Annotated in this window: 16 protein-coding genes and 1 pseudogene; 8 read left to right on the forward strand and 9 right to left on the reverse strand. The window is 62.7% G+C overall.

Annotated elements, in window-relative coordinates:
- Window positions 1-2: 2 nt before the first annotated feature.
- Entirely contained in the window at window positions 3-1,349 is a 1,347-nt protein-coding gene (locus ACM62G_RS21115; protein ID WP_273825489.1) for a class II 3-deoxy-7-phosphoheptulonate synthase, read from the reverse strand.
- A 155-nt stretch (window positions 1,350-1,504) separates the two neighbouring features.
- Between ACM62G_RS21115 and ACM62G_RS21120 the strand changes: the two genes are divergently transcribed.
- Window positions 1,505-2,260, forward strand: coding sequence for a spermidine synthase (locus ACM62G_RS21120; protein WP_054060769.1), 756 nt, complete (start codon window positions 1,505-1,507; stop codon window positions 2,258-2,260).
- Between the two features lie 343 nt (window positions 2,261-2,603).
- Window positions 2,604-4,302: pseudogene (locus ACM62G_RS21125) on the forward strand (DEAD/DEAH box helicase).
- A gap of 186 nt (window positions 4,303-4,488) precedes the next feature.
- On the opposite strand, the gene ACM62G_RS21130 reads toward ACM62G_RS21125, so the two are convergent.
- Window positions 4,489-5,256, reverse strand: coding sequence for a DODA-type extradiol aromatic ring-opening family dioxygenase (locus ACM62G_RS21130; RefSeq protein WP_419735472.1), 768 nt, complete (start codon window positions 5,254-5,256; stop codon window positions 4,489-4,491).
- A gap of 103 nt (window positions 5,257-5,359) precedes the next feature.
- On the opposite strand from ACM62G_RS21130, the gene ACM62G_RS21135 reads away from it, so the two are divergent.
- The gene (locus tag ACM62G_RS21135; protein ID WP_419735473.1) at window positions 5,360-6,025 is read left to right on the forward strand and encodes a thiopurine S-methyltransferase; all 666 of its coding nucleotides are present in this window, start codon (window positions 5,360-5,362) and stop codon (window positions 6,023-6,025) included.
- Between the two features lie 49 nt (window positions 6,026-6,074).
- On the opposite strand, the gene htpX is transcribed toward ACM62G_RS21135, so the two are convergent.
- Entirely contained in the window at window positions 6,075-6,962 is an 888-nt protein-coding gene (gene htpX, locus ACM62G_RS21140) for a protease HtpX (RefSeq protein ID WP_054058828.1), read from the reverse strand.
- A 318-nt stretch (window positions 6,963-7,280) separates the two neighbouring features.
- Window positions 7,281-8,492, reverse strand: coding sequence for a pyridoxal phosphate-dependent aminotransferase (locus ACM62G_RS21145; protein WP_017905666.1), 1,212 nt, complete (start codon window positions 8,490-8,492; stop codon window positions 7,281-7,283).
- Window positions 8,493-8,719: 227 nt separating this feature from the next.
- Between ACM62G_RS21145 and msrB the strand changes: the two genes are divergently transcribed.
- From msrB to ACM62G_RS21160, 3 genes are all read left to right on the forward strand, one after another.
- A complete protein-coding gene (gene msrB, locus ACM62G_RS21150) occupies window positions 8,720-9,121 on the forward strand; it encodes a peptide-methionine (R)-S-oxide reductase MsrB (protein WP_054058831.1) in 402 nt (133 codons plus the stop codon).
- A 148-nt stretch (window positions 9,122-9,269) separates the two neighbouring features.
- Window positions 9,270-9,761 (forward strand): glutathione peroxidase, encoded by a 492-nt coding sequence (locus tag ACM62G_RS21155; RefSeq protein WP_054062902.1) that lies wholly within the window; start codon window positions 9,270-9,272, stop codon window positions 9,759-9,761.
- Window positions 9,754-10,206, forward strand: a complete 453-nt coding sequence (locus tag ACM62G_RS21160; protein ID WP_054058826.1) for a MarR family winged helix-turn-helix transcriptional regulator — start codon at window positions 9,754-9,756, stop codon at window positions 10,204-10,206. The genes ACM62G_RS21155 and ACM62G_RS21160 overlap by 8 nt, the downstream gene beginning before the upstream one ends.
- On the opposite strand, the gene ACM62G_RS21165 is transcribed toward ACM62G_RS21160, so the two are convergent.
- Window positions 10,199-12,517, reverse strand: a complete 2,319-nt coding sequence (locus ACM62G_RS21165) for a response regulator (RefSeq protein WP_273825480.1) — start codon at window positions 12,515-12,517, stop codon at window positions 10,199-10,201. The genes ACM62G_RS21160 and ACM62G_RS21165 overlap by 8 nt on opposite strands.
- Window positions 12,518-12,695: 178 nt before the next feature.
- Here ACM62G_RS21165 and ACM62G_RS21170 point away from each other — a divergent pair, with 178 nt between their 5' ends.
- Both ACM62G_RS21170 and ACM62G_RS21175 read left to right on the forward strand, forming a co-directional pair.
- Window positions 12,696-13,586: an ATP-binding protein gene (locus tag ACM62G_RS21170; protein WP_054058824.1), complete on the forward strand. Its 891-nt coding sequence runs from the start codon at window positions 12,696-12,698 to the stop codon at window positions 13,584-13,586.
- Window positions 13,583-14,065 carry a GAF domain-containing protein gene (locus ACM62G_RS21175; RefSeq protein WP_054058823.1) on the forward strand — a complete coding sequence of 161 codons (483 nt, stop codon included), beginning with the start codon at window positions 13,583-13,585 and terminating at the stop codon, window positions 14,063-14,065. Before ACM62G_RS21170 ends, ACM62G_RS21175 begins: the two co-directional genes overlap by 4 nt.
- Before the next feature lie 7 nt (window positions 14,066-14,072).
- Here ACM62G_RS21175 and ACM62G_RS21180 read toward each other — a convergent pair whose 3' ends face one another.
- The 4 genes from ACM62G_RS21180 to ACM62G_RS21195 form a co-directional block, all read right to left on the reverse strand.
- Window positions 14,073-17,024, reverse strand: coding sequence for an HD domain-containing phosphohydrolase (locus tag ACM62G_RS21180; RefSeq protein ID WP_419735474.1), 2,952 nt, complete (start codon window positions 17,022-17,024; stop codon window positions 14,073-14,075).
- A gap of 142 nt (window positions 17,025-17,166) precedes the next feature.
- Window positions 17,167-20,850, reverse strand: a complete 3,684-nt coding sequence (locus ACM62G_RS21185) for a transporter substrate-binding domain-containing protein (RefSeq protein ID WP_419735475.1) — start codon at window positions 20,848-20,850, stop codon at window positions 17,167-17,169.
- An 8-nt stretch (window positions 20,851-20,858) separates the two neighbouring features.
- Complete coding sequence (locus tag ACM62G_RS21190) at window positions 20,859-21,488, reverse strand: response regulator transcription factor (RefSeq protein ID WP_054058820.1); 630 nt, start codon at window positions 21,486-21,488, stop codon at window positions 20,859-20,861.
- Window positions 21,489-21,815: 327 nt separating this feature from the next.
- Entirely contained in the window at window positions 21,816-22,211 is a 396-nt protein-coding gene (locus tag ACM62G_RS21195) for a response regulator (RefSeq protein WP_054058819.1), read from the reverse strand.
- Window positions 22,212-22,384 lie beyond the last annotated feature (173 nt).

Genomic DNA, 22,384 nt, shown 5'->3' on the forward strand with positions numbered 1-22,384 from the left:
GCTCAACGCCGCACCTGCTTGAGCGTCTCGGCAATCAGGAACGCCAGTTCCAGCGACTGGTCGGCATTCATCCGCGGGTCGCAGTGGGTGTGGTACCGATCCGACAATCCATCCTCGGTAATCGGCCGTGCACCACCGATGCACTCGGTGACATTCTGCCCGGTCATCTCGATGTGGATGCCGCCGGCATAGCTGCCTTCGGCCTGGTGTACCTGGAAGAACTGCTTCACTTCGCTGAGGATCTGCGCGAAGTCGCGGGTCTTGTAGCCGCTGCTGGCCTTGATGGTGTTGCCGTGCATCGGGTCGGAACTCCACAGCACGCGCTTGCCTTCGCTTTCCACCGCACGAATCAACGATGGCAGGTGCTCGCCCACCTTGTTCGCACCCATGCGCACGATCAGGTTCAGGCGCCCGGGGTCGTTGTCCGGGTTGAGGATGTCGATCAGGCGGATCAGTTCGTCGGTGTTCATGCTCGGACCGACCTTGACCCCGATCGGGTTGTTCACCCCGCGCAGGAATTCGACGTGGGCACCGTCGAGCTGGCGGGTGCGGTCGCCGATCCAGAGCATGTGCGCCGAGCAGTCGTAGTAGTCGTTGGTCAGGCTGTCACGGCGGACGAAGGCCTCCTCGTAGTTCAGCAGCAGCGCTTCGTGGGCGGTGAAGAAGCTGGTTTCGCGCAGTTGCGGTGCAGTGTCCAGGCCGCAGGCGCGCATGAAGGCCAGGGTTTCATCGATACGGTCGGCCAACTGGCTGTACTTCTCGGCCAGGGCCGAGTTGGCGATGAAGTCCAGGTTCCACTTGTGCACCTGGTGCAGGTCGGCAAAGCCGCCCTGGGCGAAGGCCCGCAGCAGGTTCAGGGTGGCCGTCGACTGGTGGTAGGACTGCAGCAGGCGTTCGGGGTCCGGCGCACGGCTCTGGGCGTCGAAGCCGATGCCATTGACGATATCGCCACGGTAGGCCGGCAGGGTCACGCCGTTGAGGGTTTCGTCATTGGCCGAGCGCGGCTTGGCGAACTGGCCGGCCATGCGCCCGACCTTGACCACCGGGCAGCCGGCGGCGAAGGTCATGACCACCGCCATCTGCAACAGCACCTTGAACGTGTCGCGAATCTTCGCCGCGGAGAACTCCGCGAAGCTCTCCGCACAGTCGCCGCCCTGGAGCAGGAAGGCACGGCCTTCGGTGACCTCGGCGAACTGGCGACGCAGTTCGCGGGCTTCGCCGGCAAACACCAGCGGTGGGTAACTGGCCAGGGTTTGTTCGACGCGCAGCAGATGAGCGGCGTCCGGGTATTGCGGTTGTTGCTGGATCGGCAGGGGGCGCCAGCTGTCAGGGCTCCAGGGTTGGCTCATCATGCACTCTAGTCGTTGACGGTAAGGCACCCATGGTAGCAGCAAATTAGTACGTGACCTGCTGCCGTGGCATGGCTGACAATCGCGCTTTGCCGCTCGTGGCCGAGCGGCTGATTCATCGCGCCGGCAGTGGCCGGTTGCGCCAAGGAGTTGAAATGAGTGAGGAGCGCGTCGAGCGTCTGCTGGCTGAAGTGCACGACGCCTTCGGCATGATTCGCGTGCTGGAAGTGGAGGACTACCGCTTTCTCGAATTTGGCGATGCGATCGAGCAGAGCTGCGTGTTTACCGCCGATCCCAGCTGGCTGGAATATGACTATACCCGGGCGATGCTGATCGGTGCCCTGTGCCATGAGCAGCCGGAAAGTGCGCTGTTCCTCGGGCTGGGCGCCGGGACGCTGACCCAGGCCTGCCTGAAGTTCCTGCCGCTGGAGGATGTCGAGGCCATCGAGCTGCGCCCCGACGTGCCGCGACTGGCCATCGAGTACCTGGGGCTGGACGACGATCCGCGCCTCTACATTCGGGTCGGCGATGCCCTGGAACTGCTGGACACGGCGGAGCCGGCGGACCTGATCTTCGTCGACCTGTATACCGATGTCGGCCCGGGGGCGGGGCACCTGGCCTGGGTCTTCCTGGAAAACTGCCAGAAGAAGCTCAACCCCGGTGGGTGGCTGGTGATCAACCAGTGGGCCACCGATGATGGCAAACCGCTCGGCGCGGCCCTGTTGCGCGGCCTTTATCACCGGCATTACTGGGAACTGCCGGTGAAGGAGGGCAATGTCATCCTGATCATCCCGGCGGACCTGGACCAGGCGTTGGACATGGACGCGCTGATTGCCCGGGCTGACGGCCTGGCACCGCGCCTCGGCTATTCGTTGCGGCCGTTGATCAAGGACATCCGTCCGGCGAGTTGAACCCTGTCGCCATGGAACCGACGAGTGAATCGTTTAAGCCGCCAGGCCCGCGGACAGCCGGCAACCCGTTGGTCGGTTATCCGCAAAGCCCGGTGCAGAGGGCCGTCAACTGGTGTTTTCCGATAAAAAAAACTCCCTTTTTTTGTCAGTTCCGGTATAGTGCGCGCCGGCCTTTAGCCGGGCCGCGTTTAGGAATGCAATTGCCCGAAGACAACTTCGGGTGCTGTTCGCCCCAGCGGACGATCCTCGACGATCCTTTCATTCAATCGTTTTCGCAAATCCCCGCCGACAAAGCTGCCAGGGTGACTCTCAGAGTCTTACACGGCATGCGCAGCTTTGGAGCATGGGTCTTTGCGGATGCACTTAGAGGCAGACCCATGACCCAGGAAATCGGCGGCTTCGCCGCTCTTGAACTTCATCCCAGTATTGTCGCTGCAGTAGTCGCCACCGGCTACGAAGAGCCTTCGGCCATTCAGCAGCAGTCGATCCCGATCATCCTTGCCGGTCATGACATGATTGGTCAGGCACAAACCGGTACCGGTAAGACGGCCGCTTTCGCCCTGCCCATCCTGCACCGCATCGATCCGTCCAAGCGCGAGCCGCAAGCTCTGATCCTGGCCCCAACCCGTGAGTTGGCGCTGCAAGTTGCAACCGCTTTCGAAACCTACGCCAAGCAGATGCCTGGCGTGACTGTCGTGGCCGTCTATGGCGGTGCGCCGATGGGCCCGCAGTTGAAAGCAATCCGTAATGGCGCACAGATCGTTGTCGCCACCCCAGGCCGTCTGTGCGACCACCTGCGTCGCGACGAAAAAGTCCTGGCAACCGTGAACCACCTGGTTCTCGACGAAGCGGACGAGATGCTCAAGCTCGGCTTCATGGATGACCTGGAAGTCATCTTCAAGGCCATGCCTGAAAGCCGTCAGACCGTTCTGTTCTCGGCCACCCTGCCGCAGTCGATCCGCGCGATCGCCGAGCGTCACCTCAAGGACCCGAAACACGTCAAGATCCAGAGCAAGACCCAGACCGTCACCGCGATCGAGCAGGCTCACCTGCTGGTTCACGCCGACCAGAAGACCTCGGCCGTGCTGAGCCTGCTGGAAGTCGAGGACTTCGACGCGCTGATCATGTTCGTGCGTACCAAGCAGGCCACCCTGGACCTGGCCAGCGCCCTGGAAGCCAAGGGCTACAAGGCTGCTGCCCTGAACGGCGACATTGCCCAGAACCAGCGTGAGCGCGTGATCGACTCGCTCAAGGACGGTCGCCTGGACATCGTCGTCGCCACCGACGTGGCCGCCCGTGGCCTGGACGTACCGCGCATCACCCACGTGTTCAACGTCGACATGCCGTACGATCCGGAGTCCTACGTGCACCGTATCGGCCGTACCGGCCGTGCCGGTCGCGAAGGTCGTGCGCTGCTGCTGGTGACGCCACGTGAGCGCCGCATGCTGCAGGTGATCGAGCGTGTGACCGGGCAGAAAGTGGCTGAAGTGCGTCTGCCGGACGCCCAGGCGATTCTCGACTCGCGCATCAAGAAACTGACCAACAGCCTGGCTCCGCTGGTGACCGAGGCCGAAGCGACTCACGGCGATCTGCTCGACCGCCTGACCGCCGACATCGGTTGCAGCCCGCGCGCCCTGGCCGCGGCCCTGCTGCGCAAGGCCACCAATGGTCAGGCGCTGAACCTGGCGGCGATCGAGAAAGAGCGTCCGCTGGTGCCGAACAGCACCCCGCGTGGCGAGCGTCCGGAGCGTTCTGGCGATCGTCCCGAGCGCGAACGTCGTGCGCCGATGCCACTGGCCGAAGGCCGTGCCCGTTGCCGTACCGCGCTGGGCGCGCGTGACGGTATCGCGGCGAAGAACCTGCTGGGTGCCATCCTCAATGAAGGTGGCCTGGCACGTGAAGCCATCGGTCGCATACAGGTGCGTGACAGCTTCAGCCTGGTGGAACTGCCTGAAGAAGGCCTGGACCGCCTGCTGACCAAGCTGAAGGACACCCGGGTTGCCGGCAAGCAGCTGAAACTGCGTCGCTACCGTGAGGATTGATCGGCCCTGGGTTGATTGATCGATAAAAAAATCCCCGACCGGTTCGGGGATTTTTTTGCCTGGTGCCAGGCGGTGCGCCTGGCTCGAGGCCTGCGGGAGCGGGGCTTGCCCGTGAACAGGATTTCGAGACTTGCTCATGACCATGAAGCCGCCCCCCCCCTGCGCGGGCAGCGTCATGATACCTGCTCAGTCGAAGCGGTAGATGTCCATGCCCAGCGCGCCCAGGGTGAAGCCCTGGTGAACGATCCCCATCCGCTCGCCGGCGCCGCGGGCAAAGTACAGCGGCAGCAGATGTTCGTCGCTGGGGTGGTTGCGCACGGCATGGGGGGCCTGGCGGCGATAGTCGTTCAGGGCGTCGTCGTCATCGGCGGCGAGCTTTTCCACCATCCAGTCGCGGAAGGCCTTGGCCCAGGGTTCGATGACCTCCGGGCCGGCGCGCCAGTTCAGCTCGCCGAGGTTATGGGTGATGCTGCCGGAGCCCACCAGCAGAATGCCCTGCTCGCGCAGGCCGCGCAGGGCCTGCCCGATGCGGGTCTGCAAGGCCGGGCCCATGTGGCTGGGCAGCGAGACCTGGACGATGGGGATATCGGCTTCGGGATACATCAGTTTCATCGGCACCCAGACGCCATGGTCGAAGGGACGGGTGGCGTCCAGCCGCGCCGGCAGGCCCGCCTGCGTCAGCAGCCCGGCCACCTCGGCAGCCAGCTCCGGCTGGCCCGGTGCCGGGTACTGCACGGCGAACAGTTCGCGGGGAAATCCGCCGAAGTCATGCCAGGTTTCCGGTTGCGGACTGCTGCCGACCAGCAGTCCCTGGCTTTCCCAGTGCGCCGAGACGATCACGATGGCCCTGGGTCGTGGCAGTTCGGCGGCCAGCCTGGCCAGGGCCGGGCCGCTGGCGCCGGGTTCGAGGGCCAGCATGGGCGAGCCGTGGGAGATGAACAGGCTGGGGAACATGGGCAAGGTCCTGAGCGTTAAGATGGCACCATCTTCATTCAAAACATTGATCTAAATCTAATATAAGTTTTAGTGGATTCTGATCGAATTATTGGGGTTAAACATGCAGCCTGAGTTTTGGCACAAACGCTGGGAGCTCGACCAGATCGGCTTTCATCTGGATCAAGTCAATCCCTATCTGCAGCGCTACTGGCCGGACCTGCCGTTGGAGCCGGGTGGGCGGGTGCTGGTGCCATTGTGTGGCAAGAGTCTCGATCTGGCCTGGCTGGCGGCGCAGGGATTGCGGGTGCTGGGCGTCGAGCTGTCGAGGAAGGCGGTCGAGGACTTTTTCCTGGAGCGTCAGTTGCAGCCGCGGGTGCACGAGCAGGGCGGCTTCCGGATCTACGAGGCCGGGTCGCTGCAGCTCTGGTGCGGGGATTTCTTCGCTCTGAGCGCCGAGGACGTCGCCGACTGTGCGGCGCTCTATGACCGGGCTGCGATGATCGCCTTGCCAGCCGAGATGCGCCAACGTTATGCGAGCCACCTGACGCGGATTCTGCCCGGCGGCTGCCAGGGCCTGCTGATTACGCTGGACTACGACCAGTCGCTGCTGAACGGGCCGCCCTTTGCCGTCCTCGACGGTGAGGTGCGCAGTCTGCTGGTGCCGGCGTGGGAGGTTCAGGTGGAAGAGCAGAAGGATGTGCTCGGTGAGAGCTGGAAGTTCCTCAAGGCGGGGGTGACTCGCCTTGAGGAACGGGTATATCGGTTGGAGAAGAACCGGATCGGCTGAGGGTATTGTGCCCTGTGGGAGCCAGCAGGCAGGCTCCCACAAGTGGCGGTCAGCCGCGGCGACGCAGGGCGTCGATACGCTCTTCCAGCGGCGGGTGGCTCATGAACATCTTGGCCAGGCCCTGCTTCAGGCCGCCGTTGATACCGAAGGCGTTCAGCGTGTCGGGCATGTGCACTGGCAGGCCCTGTTCGGCGCGCAGGCGCTGCAGGGCGCCAATCATTGCGGCGGTACCGGCCAGGCTGGCACCGGCTTCGTCGGCACGGAATTCGCGCTTGCGCGAGAACCACATGACGATGGCGCTGGCGAGGAAGCCCAGGACCAGTTCGGCGAAGATGGTCGCCACGTAGTAGGCGATACCCTGGCCTTCTTCGTTCTTGAAGATGACCTTGTCGACGAAGTTGCCGATGATCCGCGCGAAGAACATGACGAAGGTGTTCACCACGCCCTGGACCAGTGCCAGGGTGACCATGTCGCCGTTGGCCACGTGACCGATCTCGTGGGCCAGCACGGCCTTCACTTCATCGGGCGAGAAGCGCTCCAGCAGACCCTGGCTGACCGCGACCAGCGCGTCGTTCTTGTTCCAGCCGGTGGCGAAGGCGTTCGCCTCGTAGGCCGGGAAGATGCCGACCTCCGGCATCTTGATCCCGGCTTCACGGGACAGTTGCTCGACGGTTTGCAGCAGCCATTGCTCGTGGCGGGTGCGTGGCTGGGTAATGATCTGGGTACTGGTGCTCATCTTCGCCATCCATTTGGATATGAACAGCGAGAACAGCGAACCGGCAAAACCAAAGACCGCACAGAAGATCAGCAGCTGATTGAGGTTGAGATCAACCCCATTGGCCGCCATGAACCCGTTGAAGCCGAAAAGGCTCAGGGTGATGCTGGCAATCAGCACGACCGCCAGGTTGGTAGCCAAGAACAGCAGGATGCGCATCATGGTTGAAAGTATCTCCTCATCTAAAGATGTCGCTTTATGCGGGGTATATAAGGTGCCGCTACCGCCTATTCAACCGGGTGACTATTTCAAACTGTGTCCTACAGCTCGATTGTAGAATTCTGCCGGCCATTTCCGAATCAAAAAGGTCGGTGTTTTTCTTCCCGCAGCCGGTCGTAGCCCGCGGAAACTGCGTTGCAGAGCCTTTGACAGCATTGCACGGAACAGTTCGGCGAACGACGTATGTGCATACAAAAAACAGCTGATGAGAGAGGGGCCGCACGGCGACGCCACTCGGGAGTCGCCGTGGGTTGTAGGATATTACTGGCGGTAGGATTTCAGGAAGTGGCCGATGCGGCCAATGGCCTGCTCCAGGTCGTCGACCCGTGGCAGGGTGACCACCCGGAAGTGATCCGGCCATGGCCAGTTGAAGGCCGTACCCTGTACCACCAGCAGTTTTTCCGAGAGCAGCAGGTCGAGGACGAACTTCTCGTCGTTGTGGATCGGGCAGACCTTGGGGTCGATCCGCGGGAAGGCATACAGTGCGCCCATGGGCTTGACGCAGCTGACGCCGGGGATGTCGTTGAGCAGTTCCCAGGTGCGGTTGCGCTGCTCCAGCAGGCGGCCGGGTGGCAGCACCAGGTCGTTGATGCTCTGGTAGCCGCCGAGGGCGGTCTGGATCGCATGCTGGCTCGGCACGTTGGCGCACAGGCGCATGTTGGCCAGGATGTCGAGGCCTTCGATATAGCTCTGGGCATTGTGCTTGGGACCGGAGATGGCGATCCAGCCGGAGCGGAAGCCGGCGACCCGGTAGGACTTGGACAGGCCGTTGAAGGTCAGGCACAGCAGGTCCGGTGCCAGCGAGGCGGTGCAGACGTGCACGGCGTCGTCGTAGAGGATCTTGTCGTAGATCTCGTCGGAAAACACCACGAGGTTGTGCTGGCGGGCCAGTTCGAGCATGCCCAGCAGGACTTCCTTCGAATACACCGCGCCGGTCGGGTTGTTCGGGTTGATGATCACCATGGCCCTGGTATTGGGGGTGATCTTGGCCTTGATGTCGGCCAGGTCAGGCCACCAGTTGGCCTGCTCGTCGCACAGGTAATGCACCGCCTTGCCGCCGGACAGGCTGACCGCGGCGGTCCACAGTGGATAGTCCGGTGCCGGGACCAGCACTTCGTCGCCGTTGTTGAGCAGGGCCTGCATCGACATCACGATCAGCTCGGAAACGCCGTTGCCCAGGTAGATGTCCTCGATACCGACACCTTCGACCTGCTTCTGCTGGTAGTACTGCATCACCGCCTTGCGCGCGCTGAACAGGCCCTTGGAATCGCTGTAGCCCTGGGCGGTCGGCAGGTTGCGGATCACATCCTGGAGGATTTCGTCCGGCGCTTCGAAACCAAAGGGCGCCGGGTTGCCGATGTTCAGCTTGAGGATGCGATGGCCTTCCTCTTCCAGGCGTTTGGCGTGCTTGAGCACCGGGCCGCGAATGTCATAACAGACGTTGGCGAGCTTGTTCGATTTGCTGACCTGCATGGTGATGTGATCCCGAAAATGGACGATCCAGACGACCCGCTGGGGTCGCTGTGGCAATACTGCGTTTGCGGCGCGTCCCGTGGCCCCTTGCCGCCGCTGCGGAAAATCCGATTTGAATGCGGTTCAAGCGGGTGCCAGACTGGCGTTCAACGAGGCGCAATCATACGTGCCACCCGATCCGTGGAAAAGGTACAGATCGGGGTTTTATCTGCCGCCGAGGTGCAATGATGGAAAAGCTGGAGAAAACCCTGGACGAATGGCGCGCCATGCTCGATCCGGAGCAGTACAACGTCTGTCGCCTGAAAGGCACGGAACGGCCGTTTTCGGGGAAATACAATGGCACCAAGACCGATGGTGTCTATCATTGCATCTGCTGCAATGAGCCGCTGTTCGATTCGAAGGCCAAGTTCGATTCCGGTTGTGGCTGGCCGAGCTTTTACGAGCCGATCGCCGACAGTGCGATGATCGAGATCCGTGACACCAGTCACGGCATGATCCGTACCGAAGTGGTCTGTGCGCGCTGCGATGCGCATCTGGGGCATGTGTTCCCCGATGGGCCGCCGCCGACCGGCCTGCGTTACTGCATCAACTCGGTGTGCCTGGACCTGGTGCCACGGGTTCAGGGCTGAAGGTGAGGACGGTCCCGGGCCTGGTGGGGAAGTCGCCGCAGGCCTGGTGTTATCCGGCAAGAGCATGACCCTATATAAACCTGAGTAATTGAATTGTGTGCAATTAAATTGCTCGCTATCTTGATCGGCATTCAATGGAGGAACCGTCATGAGCGCAAACCTGCTGAACATCCCGTGCACCACTATCAAGGGCGAGCAGAAGACTCTCGCCGACTTCGCCGGCAAGGCCCTGTTGGTGGTCAACACCGCCAGCAAGTGCGGTTTCACCCCGCAGTACAAGGGGCTCGAAGCGCTCTGGCAGCACTACAAGGACCAGGGGCTGGTGGTCCTCGGTTTTCCCTGCAACCAGTTCGGCAAGCAGGAGCCGGGCAACGAAGCGGCGATTTCCGAATTCTGCGAGCTGAACTATGGCGTCAGCTTCCCGCTGTTCAAGAAGATCGAGGTCAATGGTTCCGGGGCACACCCGCTGTTCGTGCAACTGAAGAAGGACGCTCCCGGGTTGCTGGGCTCCGAGCGCATCAAGTGGAACTTCACCAAGTTCCTGATCAGCCGCGATGGCAAGGTGGTCAAGCGTTTTGCCCCGCTGACCAAGCCCGATGACATGGTCCGCGAGATCGAAGACCTGCTCGAGCATGAATGACCTGCCCGCCGATTCGCTGCGGCTCGACCGTCAGCTGTGCTTCAAGCTCTATGCGGCGTCGCGGGCGGTGATCCGTGGCTACAAGCCGATGCTCGACCGCTTGGGGCTGACTTATCCACAGTACCTGGCGATGCTGGTGCTGTGGGAGTGGCACGACAGTGCGCCGCAGCAGCCCACGGTCAAGGCGCTGGGCGAACGGCTGCTGCTCGATTCGGGGACGCTGACGCCGTTGCTCAAGCGCCTGGAGCAGATGGAACTGGTACAGCGCCGGCGCTCGCCCGATGACGAGCGCGAGGTGCACCTGAGCTTGACCCCGGCCGGTTGGGCACTGCGCGAGCAGGTTGCGCCGCTCAAGGCGCAACTGCTCTGTGACAGCGGTATCGATCTGGCTCGGCTCGATCAACTGCGCGACGGTCTGGACCAGTTGCTGGCGTACGTCAGGTGATCTGCGGCGCGACCCAGAGTTCGAGCAACGCCATCAGTTCCTCGCGGCGGAACGGCTTGGCCAGGTAGTCGTTCATGCCCGCTGCCCGGCAGCGTTCGCGCTCCTCGGGCATGGCGTTGGCGGTCAGGGCCACGATCGGCAGGTTCGGCCAGCGTCCGCTGCGGCGGATCTGCCGACTGGCCTCGTAGCCATCCATGACCGGCATGTTGCAATCCATCAGCACCATGTCGAAATCCTGCTGTTCCAGCTGGCTCAGCGCTTCGCCACCGTGGGCCGCCACGGTCACCTCGCAGCCCAGCTTGCCGAGCATGCCCTTGGCGACCAGTTGGTTGACCGGGTTGTCCTCGACCAACAGGATCCGGCCGCGCCGCTGGGGCGGGCTGTCCTGGGCCTGGACCGACTGAGCCTCGGGATCATCCACTTGCAGGGTGCGCTGCAGGATCTGGTACAGCGCATTCCGCGCCAGGGGGCGAGCCTGTTGCTGCAGGGGAGCCAGGGCGCTGGCCTCCTCGTTGGGCATGAAGTTGCCGTAGGCGGTCACCAGCAGGATCGGCGCGGTGACGGCCGGTCGCAGGCCGAACAGGCATTCCGGGCAGTCGGTGATCAGCAGGTCGATCTGCAGGCCGGCGAGGCTGTCGTCGAGCCCGTAGCGCTTGTATTGCAGGCCCCAGGCCGGCAACTGGCTGTCGAGCAGTTCGCTCAGGCCGCTGCCTGCGGAGCTGACCGCGATGATCCGGCCGTTGAGCGGCTTCGGCGGGGTGGCGGGGGTGTGGCAGGGCAGCGGCAGTTCGGCGCAGAACTGGCTGCCGAAGCCGACTTCGGAACTGATGGTCAGGCGGCCCTTCATCGCTTCGCAAAGGTTGTAGGTCAGGGCCAGGCCGAGCCCGGTACCGCCGTACTGGCGAGTGATCCCGGCGCCGGCCTGGGTGAATGGCTGGAAGATCTTCGCCTGGGCTTCCTGGGCGATCCCGATACCGGTGTCGCAGACTTCGATCCGCACGCCGTCGTCGCGGGCCGTCAGGCGTACGTCGACGCGACCGAAGCGGGTGAACTTCAGGGCGTTGGACAGCAGGTTGCTGACGATCTGCCGAACCCGGGTCGGGTCGCCCAGCACCAGGGCGGGGAACTTCGGCTCGATCAGGCAGGCCAGCTCGACGCTGGGAGCGGCATTCTGCGAGAGCAGGTTGGCGGTATCCTCGATCAGTGCGCCGAGATCGAAGGGGATCCGTTCCAGCTCCAGTTGCCCGGCGTCGAACTTCGACAGGTCGAGGATATCGTTGAGCAGTTCCACCAGGACCTTTCCCGAGTCGTGGGCAATCGACAACTGCTGGCGTTGCTCGGCATTCAGCGAGCTGTCGAGCGACAGCGCGATCATGCCGAGCAGGCCGTTCAACGGCGTACGGATTTCATGGCTCATGTTGGCCAGGAAGGCCGAGCGTGCCTGGGCCATGTTCAGCGCCGTACTGCGGGCCACTTCCAGCTCCTGGTTGGACTGGCTCAGGCGGGCGTTGATCGCCTTGAGTTCGGTGGTCCGGGCCGAGACGATGTTTTCCAGTTGCCCGAGGTAATCGGTCAGGCGGTTTTCGGCGTTGCGCCGCTGCTGGATCTCGGTGGCCATGATGTCGAACTGCTGGTTGGCAACCTTGACCAGTACACCGATCTCGTCCTTTTCATGGCCGGGTGGAAACTCCAGTCGCGCTTGCCGGGGGGCTCCCGGCTGGGTGCTGGCCAGCGCATCGATGACCCTGACCAGGGGCTTGGTCAGCATCACGTAGAACAGTGCCAGGAGGATGCCGGTCAGGATCAGACCATGGATCAACCCGTTGAGCAGGCTGATTTCGGCGCGTTTGAGGAAACGGATGCCGAAGGTGTAGGTGTCGACATCCAGGTGCAGGACGCCGAGGGATTCGTTCGGCAGGTGGTCGAGGAACAGGCGGTCCTCGAACTGCCGGTCGGCGCCGAAGAGGAAGTCGCTGATCGCCCGGTAGCGGCCATCCTGGCGGGGCCGCTCGACGCTGGCCAGCACCGCATTGTTGTTGTCGGTCAGTTTTGCCCGCAGCACCGCTGGCGAGTGCAGCAGCCCCAGCGCCAGTTCCTGGGCCAGTTCGGCATCGATGTTGTAGGCGATCCGTGAGGCGGGATTGTGGCTGATTTCCAGCAGCGAAAGGATTTCACGATTGATGGAGGCGTTTTCGCTGGCATAATCGAGACCGATCTGCAGCAGGCTGAGCAGCGTCCCCAGAATGAACCCGACCACCACGGTCGATCGGGCTTGCTTGTAGGACAAGCGCTGGGTGAATTTTATATCCATGGGATGATGTACCACATTCGTTTCCCTTCGCCGGGCAAGCATAGCTGATCCTTCGATAGCACCGGCAGACAAGTGGTGGCGCCCTGATCGGGTGTTTGCCGAGACAGCCTGCTTGATTTTCAAGCGCCCTGTGGCGCCGACGCGACATCATGAGTGTGAACTTGCCCGAGGAAAAGTCGTGGATGCTCGATTGAATGCCTTTCTGGAGCGCGCCGACGCGTTCCTCTCCCGTCTGGAACCGCTGTTGCCCGCCACCCGCCAGGTGATCGACTGGGATCGCTGCCTGGCGGCCCGCTGGCAGCGCGAAGGTCGCACGGGGTTCCTGTTGCCGCTCGAGGTCAGCCTGGACATGCGCCTGTCCGACCTGATCGGCGTCGACAAGCAGCGTGAACAACTGGCCCGCAATACCCGGCAGTTCATCGACGGCCTGCCGGCCAACCATGCCCTGCTCTGGGGTTCGCGTGGCACCGGCAAGTCGTCGCTGGTGCGGGCCCTGCTGGCCGAACATGCCGGTGCCGGCCTGCGCCTGATCGAGATCGAGCGCGATCACCTGGCGGATCTGCCGCGGGTGGTGGAGCAACTGACCAGGCTGCCGCAGCGTTTCGTGCTGTTCTGCGACGATCTTTCGTTCGAGTCCGGCGAGGGTGACTACCGGGTGCTCAAGAGCGTGCTCGATGGTTCGCTGGAGCAGGCACCGGACAACGTGTTGCTGTACGCCACGTCGAACCGCCGGCACCTGGTGCCGGAGAAGGAGAGTGACAACGAGAACTGGAAACGCGTCGATGGCGAGCTGCACCCGAGCGAAGCGGTGGAGGACAAGATCGCCCTTTCCGATCGGTTCGGCTTGTGGCTGTCGTTCTATCCGTTCACCCAGGAGCACTACCTCAGCGTGGTCGAGCACTGGATCGGCGAGTTGGCGCGCAAGGCCGGCCTTGCGTGGCAGCGTGATGACGAACTGGATGTTCTGGCGGTACGCTGGGCCACCGGGCGGGGTAACCGCAACGGTCGCTGCGCCTATCAGTTTGCGCGGTATTGGGTTGGATTGAAGTTGTTGGAGCAGGCACCATGATTGATTTGCAAAAGGCTGGCGCAGGGTTGGACGGCTACGGGCTGCTCTGTGCGCAGTTGGAGTCGCTGTTGGCGGACGAGCGCGATTTCATCGCCAACTCGGCGCAGTTCTCGGCGTTTCTGTTCAACCAGTTGGAGGATCTGAACTGGGCCGGTTTCTACCTCAACCGCGACGGCGAGCTGGTGCTCGGCCCGTTCCAGGGGCAGATCGCCTGTGTTCGCATTCCCTTCGGGCGTGGGGTCTGCGGTGCGGCGGCGGCCAGCCGGCAGACCCAGCGGGTGGAGGACGTGCATGCGTTCCCCGGGCATATCGCCTGTGACAGCGCCTCGAACAGCGAACTGGTGGTGCCACTGGTCAAGGAGGGCCGCCTGATCGGCGTGCTCGATCTCGACAGTCCACGCCTGGCCCGCTTCACCGTCGAAGACCAGGCGGGCATCGAGCAACTGGCGGCGATCTTCCTCCGCCTGACCGACTGCTGACGCGGCCTCAGGCCTTCAGACCGGCCTTGGCCAGCAGCCCCGGTACGTCGATCGCATCGATCTGCTGGGGCTGCAGATAGCTGTTGGCATATTGCAGGTAGATCTCCTCCTGCATGAACAGCTCGAACAATTGTGGGTCGATATGGGCATCGCGGCACATCGCGGCCATGATGTTCAGCGCCTCGCTCAGCGACTTGGCCTTCTTGTAGGGCCGGTCGGCGGCGGTCAGTGCCTCGAAGATATCGGCGATCGCCATCATCCGCGCCGGCAGGCTCATCTGCTCGCGCCTCAGGCGTTTCGGGTAACCGGTCCCGTCCATCTTCTCGTGATGACCGCCGGCGATTTCCGCGACCATCGACAGATGGCCGGGGAAGGGCAGGCGGCTGAGCATGATGATGGTCTGCACCATGTGATCGTTGATGATGTAGCGCTCTTCGCGGGTCAGGGTGCCGCGGGTGATGCTCAGGTTGTACAGCTCGCCGCGGTTGAACTTGCAGGGCGGGACATCGAGCTGGAAGCCCCAGGGATTGTCGGCCGGCATCCGTTCGCTGTCGCTGCGTTCGAACAGGTGCTCGGGCTTGTCGGCCAGCAGGTACTCGGTGACGGGCAGGGTGGGTGCCGGGGTGCGTTCCTGGCGCCGGTGTTCTTCCCAGGACACGCCGAGACGATCATCCAGGGTGCGGCTCCAGGTGCGCTGGGCAATCTTGCGCAGCCGCTCCAGGTCGGCCTCGGCCATGGCCTCGCTGCCCAGGTTGCACTGGGCGACAAAGGCGAAATCGTCGTCCAGTGCGCTCAGGCGGGCGTCCCGTGAAACGGCAAGCGCCTGCTCCTCGGCAGCGGTGGTGGCGCGGGTCTGCCAATAGTCGATCCAGACATCACGCTTGAGCACTTCGAAACGCGTACGTACTTCGTGGATGCGATCGTGGAGGGTCTCCAGCTTGGTCGCCTTGTCGACCACATATTCCGGCGTCGTGACCTTGCCGCAATCATGCAGCCAGGCCGCCACATGCAGGGCCTCCCACTCGTCCTCCGAAGGGTTGTAGTCACGGAACGCCGGCTGCTCGCTGGCGGCCGCGGCCCTGGCCAGCATCTGGGTGAGCACCGGTACGCGCTGGCAATGGCCGCCGGTATAGGGGCTCTTGGCGTCGATGGCGCCTGCCAGCAGCTGGATGAACGCATCGAGCAGTTGCTTCTGCCTGACCTGCAGGTGCTGGCTCTCGATGCACGCCGCTGCCGTGCCGGACACCGCGCTGATGAAGGCGATGCGGTCGGGCTTGAGGTTTTCCAGGTCGGCTTCGGTGCCGCTGTCGGGCAGCAGCAGCGCCAGGACCCCCACGGTTTCGCCATGGCGGTTGTGCAGGCGGATGCCGATCAGGTGAATGCGCGGCGTTTCCAGGGCGATCATCACCCGTTGCAAGTCATCGGCCTGCTCGAAACCGAGGGTGCTGACCGTGCTGTTGTGGCTGTCGAGCCGGCTCAGCCAGTCCGCGCGCCGGCTGTCCGTGGCGGCGTCGCTGCGGATGTCGAACTGCTGCGGGGGGTGCTGGATACCGTCGATGATCAGCGCCTGGGGCTCCAGTCGGCGGTTTTCGCCGTTGACCAGATAGAGCAGGCCCGCCCGGGCCTGGCCGATCTTTATGGTTTCGTTGAGTACCAGTTGCAGCAACTGCTCGAAGCGGGTTTCCGCCGACAGGCTGGCGGATATCTCGAAGAAGCTGGCCAGGGTCCCTTTCATGCGGCTCATCGATACGGTCAACTGGTCGACTTCCAGTACCGGCGAGTTCGGGGTGGCCGGGTAGTTGAAGTTGAAGCTGCGGATCGCATCGGCTTCGCGCACCAGCGCATGCAGCGGCTTGACCAGGATCCTGGAGGTCAGCCAGCCCAGCGGCAGGCAGAGCAGCAGCGTCGCCAGGGTCAGCAGCGCGCCCTGCCAGCGCAGCCGATAGGCATCGGCCAGCAATTGGTCCTCCGGTACCAGCAGGGCCAGGTGCAGCCCGGTCGGGCCGCCTTCGGCGAGATTGCTGCGGGCGACGATCCACTGCCGATCGCGGGTGCGCATGTGGCGGCCGGACGGGTTGGCCGGGTCCATGAACTGTTGCAGTGCCGGGCTCAGCTCGCGGACCGGCGTCAGTCGATCGCCGCCCTGGGCGGTCAGCTTGCCGTAGTCGGGGTAGGCCACCGCATTGCCCTGGTCGTCGAACAGGACGATCTCGGTATCGGGGGTGACCTTGTGTTTGCCCAGGGTGGCCGACAGGTCCTCCAGCGTCAGGTCGGCGGCCACCACCACCGTCGGGGAACTGCGTCGGGCCAGTGTGGTACCGACATTGTGGGTCGAGAAGAATACATAGGGTTCGGTGGTGATCTGGCCAGTGCCGCCCAGGGCGGTGTCGAACCAGGCGCGGCTGCGTGGATCGTAGATCTCCTCGGGGTTTTCCTGGCGGCTGATCAGGTTCAGGTTGGCATCGTAGAACAGCGATTGCGACTGCAGGCTGCCCTTGCCGGCATTGCGCTCGATGCTCCAGACCTGGAAGGCCGCGTTCTCCGGCCCCTTGACGTAGGCCCGCAGCGCCGGGTCGCGCAGCGGTCGGACCATGAAGAAGTCACCGTCGGTATAGCCCAGGTACAGCGAGGCGAGGTTGGGGTTGTCGTTGAGTGCCTGGGTAAAGGGCCGCAGCAGGGCCAGGCGTTCTGCCAGGGTGGTGGCCGAGTTGCAGGGGTCGATGGCCAGCAGGCTCAGCAGGTGGCGAATCGGCTGGTAGGTGTGCTGCAGGTCCAGCTGGACATCTTCCTGGATCTTGCCGAAGAGTTTTTCGCTGCTGGAGAGGATGATGCGGGTGGTGTGCTGGTAATTGAAGATCCCCAACAGGGTGCCGGTCAGCAACAGCAGGCAGGTGAACAGGATGCTGATGTGGATGTGCAGGGGGAACCGGCGCTGCTGGACGGGCGTCGAACTGGGCATCGCAGCTATCTCCTTGGTGATGCGGTGCACTGCTCAGCAGCCAGGGGCAGTCAATGGCTCGCCGAAAAGGCTGGCGGTCGCATTTTCCGTATGGCCCTGCCTGAGGTGGGGCTGCGCAGGGAAGTGCCCAGCCCAGGCTGTTTTACTCCATTTCGGGGGGATTTGTCTGGTGGCCGGCGTCATCCTGCGTGGATTTTTTTTTATCCAGTTCGCCAAGGTACTTCCGGAGGGCCTCTTCCAGTGTCGCCAGGGTCCGGACGACTGCCTCGCGGGCACTTTCGATCGTGCTCGGCGGGGCGTTCCGTTCGCCGGCGGCTTCCAGGCTTTCGCACTGCTCGACCAGCGTGGCAGCCTGAATGATGCGGGCCGCGCCCTTGATCTTGTGCGCCAGGTCGATGAAGGCCGTCATGCCGTGCCCCAATGGCAATCCCTGCAATTCCTGCCGGTCGGCCTGGCAACTGCTGAGCAATTCGTCCAGCAGCCGGCGTATCAGTTGCGGCTCGCCACCGGTCAGGGCGTTCAGGCCTTCGATGCTGAACGGTGGGTTGAAGGGCACGGCACGCAGGTCGGCCAGTTTCCTGCTCAGCGCGGTCAGGCTGATCGGCTTGAACAGACAGTCGTTCATTCCGGCTTGCAGACAGCGGCTGCGTTCTTCCGGCTGGGCATTGGCGGTGAAACCGAACACCGTGCAACGCGGGCGCGCCAGTGCCGTTTCATGGTCGCGCAGTTGGCGGGTCAGGTCATAGCCGTTCATGACCGGCATGTTGCAATCGACGATCACCAGGTCGAAGTGTCCGTCCTTCCAGATCTGCAGGCCGCTAGCGCCGTTCTGCGCGGTGCTGTAGCGATGACCGAGGTACCCCAGTTGCTGGCACATCAGCAGGCGGTTGGCGGGATGGTCGTCGACCACCAGCACATTCAGTTCATGCAGGGCCGGGGGCAGCTCCGTCTCGCGCTCGATCGGCCCTTGCAGCGGTTCCAGGCTGTCCAGTTCAAGGGTCACGGTCACCTGGGTGCCCTGGCCGGGAACGCTGGCAAGAGTCAGTGTTCCTCCCATCATTTCGCAGAGGCTGCGGCAGATCACCAGCCCCAGCCCGGCACCACTGCGGGCCAGTTGGCCGGAGTTGTCGGCCTGGGCGAAGGGTTGGAACAGGCGTTCCTGGTCGGCCTGGCTGATGCCGATACCGGTGTCTTCGACCCGCAGTCGCACCGCTACCCGTTGCGCCACTTCGGTGGGCTGGATGGCCAGGTCGATGCTGATCCGGCCCTGCTCGGTGAACTTGATGGCGTTGCTGACCAGGTTGGACAGAATCTGTCTGAAGCGCAGCGGGTCGACCAGCACATCGCAGGGCTGCTCCCGGAGCGTTTCCTTCATGACCAGGCTCAGGCTTTTCTGGCGCGCCAGGCCATCGAAGACGCGGACCACCGATTCCGCCAGCTCCTCCAGGTTGACCCGTTCTGGGGACAGGCTGAGGCGGCCGGACTCGATGCGGGCGATGTCGAGAATATCGCCGATCAGTTCCAGCAGGTCCTTGGCCGAGTTGTATGCGACCTCGATGGCCGGGCGATCCAGATGTCCCTGGTCGGCGCGCTTCAGGCTCAGTTCCAGCATGCCGATCACAGCGTTCATCGGCGTGCGGATCTCATGGCTCATGGTCGCCAGGAAGGTGCTCTTGGCCCGGTTGGCGTCATCGGCCTGTTCCTTGGCACTGCGCAGGTCCTCGAGCAGTTGGCGTCGTTCGCTGACGTCGATCCAGCCGCCGATGATGCCCTGCACCTCACCCAGTGAGTTCCGGTAGGGCAGTATCCAGTGATAGATGGTCAGCTCACGGCCCCTGATATGCAGTGTGCGGTCGCAGATCAGCGGCGTGCCGTCCTCGATCACCCGCAGGTAGTCGGCCTGGTATTCGCTGGCCTCCTGTTCGTTGCCGAGGGCGCGTGCACCTTCCAGCGCGCTTTTGCCGACCAGGTCTTCCAGCTTCGCCGAGAAGGCTTCCAGGTAGCTGTCGTTGCAGGTCTGCAGCAGGCCCTGGCGGTCGCGCACGTAGATCGGGTGAGGAGTGCCGTTGACCAGCGCACGCATGAATTCGAACTGGTCGCTCAATGCCCGTTCCGCCAACTGGCGCTGCCTGATCTGCCTTCGCATGTAGGCATTCCAGGTCAGCGATAGCAGCAACAGCACACTGGCACCGACGATGATCTGGATGATCAGGCGGTGATAGTTGCGCCAGTAGCTGTCGGAGGCCGGGGTGTAGCCGCGCCAGCGGCTGTTGACGATACCCAGTTCGTCCGGGGCGATGCTCAGCAGGGCCTTGTCGAGGATCGAACCGAGTTCGGTGGCGCCGCGGGCGGTGGCCAGGGCGAAGACCGCCTGCTGGGTACCGATGGTGGCGCTGATCTGCAGGCGGTCGTCGAATATCTGCGAGGCGATCAGGTAGTTGGCGATCACCAGCGAGCCGACCGCACCCTCCACCTGGCCCTGGGCGAGCAGTTCGGCGGCCTTGAGGCCGTCGTCGGTCTCCACCAGGCGGATCCCCGGGAATTCGCGGCGCAGGTAGTCGATCAGTGCATTGCCGCGTGTGATTGCCAGGCGCTTGTTCTCCATCTGCTCGAGATTGATCGGGCTGTCCTTGCCTTTCGCGGTGAGCAGGACGAAGGAGTTCTCCATGTAGGGACGGCTGAAATGCAGCAGCTCTTCCCGGGCATTGGTCGGGCTTATGGCCGCGATCACATCGGCCTTGCCGCTGCCGATTCGGCCGATCATGTCATCCACGCTGCGTGCCCGCTGGATTTCGAAACGCAGGCCGGTACGCAGGCGGATCAGTTCCAGCAGGTCGGCCGTCACCCCGCGAAAGTTGCCGTCGGCGTCGAAGAAGGTGATCGGCGCCAGGGCCTCGTTGACTACCACGCGCACCAGCGGATTGGCCTTGAGCCACTGCTCTTCGCGAGGGCTCAGTTGCAGCTTGTGATCGGTCAGCAGGATATCGCTGCCGGCACTCCAGCGTTGCGCGATGCTCTCGCGCTCACCGGTGGGGATGGCCCTGAGAATGCTGTTGACGATACCCAGCAGCAACGGTTCGTCGCCGCGCACGGCAAAACTGAAACCGTAGGCTTCATGTTTGCCGAAATTGGCCATTTTCACGTTGCGCAGGTAGCCCTTGTTGATCAGGTAGTGGGTCGAGATGGTGTCGCCCAGGAACACATCGGCCTGGTCGAAGGCGACGGCGTTGATGGCATTGAGGTAGGAGGGATAGAACTGGATGATCGCCTCGGGATACTGCGCCTTTATCTCGTCCAGTGGCAGGTAGTGATAGACCATGCTCAGGCGCATGCCGGCCAGACCGTCGGTGAGCGAGCGGGTTTCGCCCTCGCGGGTGACCAGCACCGGCTGGTCGACGGCATAGGGAATCGATAGCGCGATGTTCTTGTTGACGGCCTCGAAGCCGTTGGCGCTCCCCAGCAGATCGATCTGTCCGTTCTCGAGGGCCTGGATGGCTTGCTCCCGGCTGGCGAAGCTGTGCACCTTGACCGGCAGGCCAAGTGCGCCGGAAAGAATCCCCGCGTAGTCCGCCGTGATGCCTTCGTAGTCACGCCCGCTGGCGGTGATGTCGAACGGTGGATAGTCCGGGGAGGAGGTGCCCAGTACCAGCACGCGCCTGTCCTGTATCCAGCGGCGCTGTTCCTTGTCGAGCTGCACCTCCATGTGTCCAGCATTCGAACGGCTGAGCAGGGCGAAGTGGGTCACATCGCCGGGTATTGCATGCGCTGACAGACACAGGAGCATTCCCGTGATGATCGTCAGATAATCCTTCAAGCGCGTGGGCATCCGTCTTCTCACACTACCGCGTTGCGTTTGGCCATTTCGATCAGTTCGACGAGGGTCTTGGCTTTCAGTTTCTGCATCAGGCGTTTCTTGTAAGTGCTGACGGTCTTGTTGCTGAGGAACATGCCCTTGGCGATTTCCTTGTTTGTCCTGCCCTGGGCGAACAGTTGCAATACCATCAGTTCCCGGTCGTTGACCAGTTTGAAGAGTTCCATTTCCGGATTGATCGCTTCATCTTTTCGGCCGCTGATCAATGCCTGGCTGGGAAAGTAATTGTAGCCGGATAATACCGCTTTCACCGCACTCATCAGTTCGCCCAGATCTTCGGTCTTGCAAACATAGCCTGCAGCGCCCGATTGCATGCAGCGAATGGCGAACAGCGAGGGAGACTGCCCGGTCAGTACCAGGGTTTTCAGCGACAGGTTCATGCCGTCCAGGCGGGCCAGCACTTCCAGGCCGTCCAGCTTGGGGATGCTGACGTCGAGAATGACGAGGTCCGGCATGCATTCGCGGACCATCTGCATGGCGTCGACACCATTATCCGTCTCACCGACTATTTCATAACAATCTTCCTGTTCCAGCAATATGCGAATGGCAAGACGGACAACGGGGTGGTCGTCGACGATAAAAACCGAATTCATAATAAATCCCATACGAGCTGCGTAGAAAGCGCGCACATTAGCTCACTTGTCTCCCGGGACGCATGAATAGAGATGCCTACAGAAGCTGTATAGGAATATTCCTACTTTAATTGAGCTGTCGACTTACATTCTGAGGATACATGGAGGGGTGTGTTTCCTGCTTTTATAGTTTTTTGTTATTAAAAGGGCTTGGCTGTTTGTAGGTGTTTAATAGTATTTCGGATAATTCCTACGTATGGATAGGCTTGATTCTGCAGTTCTGTTGGCTGGCAATCACGATATTAGTGACAGTTGCCAAGACATTCGTCTGACAAAAGATGCTGTTTTCTATCGGACGCAGCGTGAGCCCAATATGTTTTTCAGCGCCAGGCCGTTGAGCGGCTTGCTCAGGCAGCCCAGCAGAGGGAGATGGCGCAGCAATGCGCTCTGGTTGAGTGCCCACAGTTCGTCGAGGCTGAGACTGCTGAGCAGGATAGCCTGCCTGATCTTGCCGCGCTGACTGGCGGTGTGGATCAGTTCGAGCCCCGGTATATCGGGCAGGCACTGGTCGCAGAGCATCAGGTCGAAGGGCGTTGGCACGGCTTCCATCGCCCGCAGGGCTTCGGTTGCGTTGGCGGCCGGGGTGAGGTGGTGGAAGCCGTAGCTGTTGAGCAGGCTCTGCGTAGCGACCAGTTGAAAGGGGTGATCCTCCACCAGCAATACGCGCAGATTTTCTTTGGGCATGTAATTTTCCAGGCGGGCTACCTGTTTCGAACAAGGCCTCAGGTGCAGGCGGTGAGGTGTCGATCCTGAAGAGGGGCCTGTTGAGCGAGGGGATGGATTGAGTCCAGGCGGCAGACTAAGAGGGTAATGGATTATTTCAGTGGGTCGAACGAAAGCTCCATCAGCGGATTCCG

It is taken from the genome of Pseudomonas sp. COR18 (genome assembly GCF_048568395.1).
GTDB classification, from domain to species: domain Bacteria; phylum Pseudomonadota; class Gammaproteobacteria; order Pseudomonadales; family Pseudomonadaceae; genus Aquipseudomonas; species Aquipseudomonas fuscovaginae_B.

Excerpts from the sequence above, each read along its gene's own strand:
- ACM62G_RS21115 (WP_273825489.1), bottom strand. The coding sequence starts at position 1,349 with ATGAGCCAACCCTGGAGCCCTGACAGCTGGCGCCCCCTGCCGATCCAG.
- ACM62G_RS21120 (WP_054060769.1), top strand. The coding sequence starts at position 1,505 with ATGAGTGAGGAGCGCGTCGAGCGTCTGCTGGCTGAAGTGCACGACGCC.
- ACM62G_RS21130 (WP_419735472.1), bottom strand. The coding sequence starts at position 5,256 with ATGTTCCCCAGCCTGTTCATCTCCCACGGCTCGCCCATGCTGGCCCTC.
- ACM62G_RS21135 (WP_419735473.1), top strand. The coding sequence starts at position 5,360 with ATGCAGCCTGAGTTTTGGCACAAACGCTGGGAGCTCGACCAGATCGGC.
- htpX (WP_054058828.1), bottom strand. The coding sequence starts at position 6,962 with ATGATGCGCATCCTGCTGTTCTTGGCTACCAACCTGGCGGTCGTGCTG.
- ACM62G_RS21145 (WP_017905666.1), bottom strand. The coding sequence starts at position 8,492 with ATGCAGGTCAGCAAATCGAACAAGCTCGCCAACGTCTGTTATGACATT.
- msrB (WP_054058831.1), top strand. The coding sequence starts at position 8,720 with ATGGAAAAGCTGGAGAAAACCCTGGACGAATGGCGCGCCATGCTCGAT.
- ACM62G_RS21155 (WP_054062902.1), top strand. The coding sequence starts at position 9,270 with ATGAGCGCAAACCTGCTGAACATCCCGTGCACCACTATCAAGGGCGAG.
- ACM62G_RS21160 (WP_054058826.1), top strand. The coding sequence starts at position 9,754 with ATGAATGACCTGCCCGCCGATTCGCTGCGGCTCGACCGTCAGCTGTGC.
- ACM62G_RS21165 (WP_273825480.1), bottom strand. The coding sequence starts at position 12,517 with ATGGATATAAAATTCACCCAGCGCTTGTCCTACAAGCAAGCCCGATCG.
- ACM62G_RS21175 (WP_054058823.1), top strand. The coding sequence starts at position 13,583 with ATGATTGATTTGCAAAAGGCTGGCGCAGGGTTGGACGGCTACGGGCTG.
- ACM62G_RS21180 (WP_419735474.1), bottom strand. The coding sequence starts at position 17,024 with ATGCCCAGTTCGACGCCCGTCCAGCAGCGCCGGTTCCCCCTGCACATC.
- ACM62G_RS21185 (WP_419735475.1), bottom strand. The coding sequence starts at position 20,850 with ATGCCCACGCGCTTGAAGGATTATCTGACGATCATCACGGGAATGCTC.
- ACM62G_RS21190 (WP_054058820.1), bottom strand. The coding sequence starts at position 21,488 with ATGAATTCGGTTTTTATCGTCGACGACCACCCCGTTGTCCGTCTTGCC.
- ACM62G_RS21195 (WP_054058819.1), bottom strand. The coding sequence starts at position 22,211 with ATGCCCAAAGAAAATCTGCGCGTATTGCTGGTGGAGGATCACCCCTTT.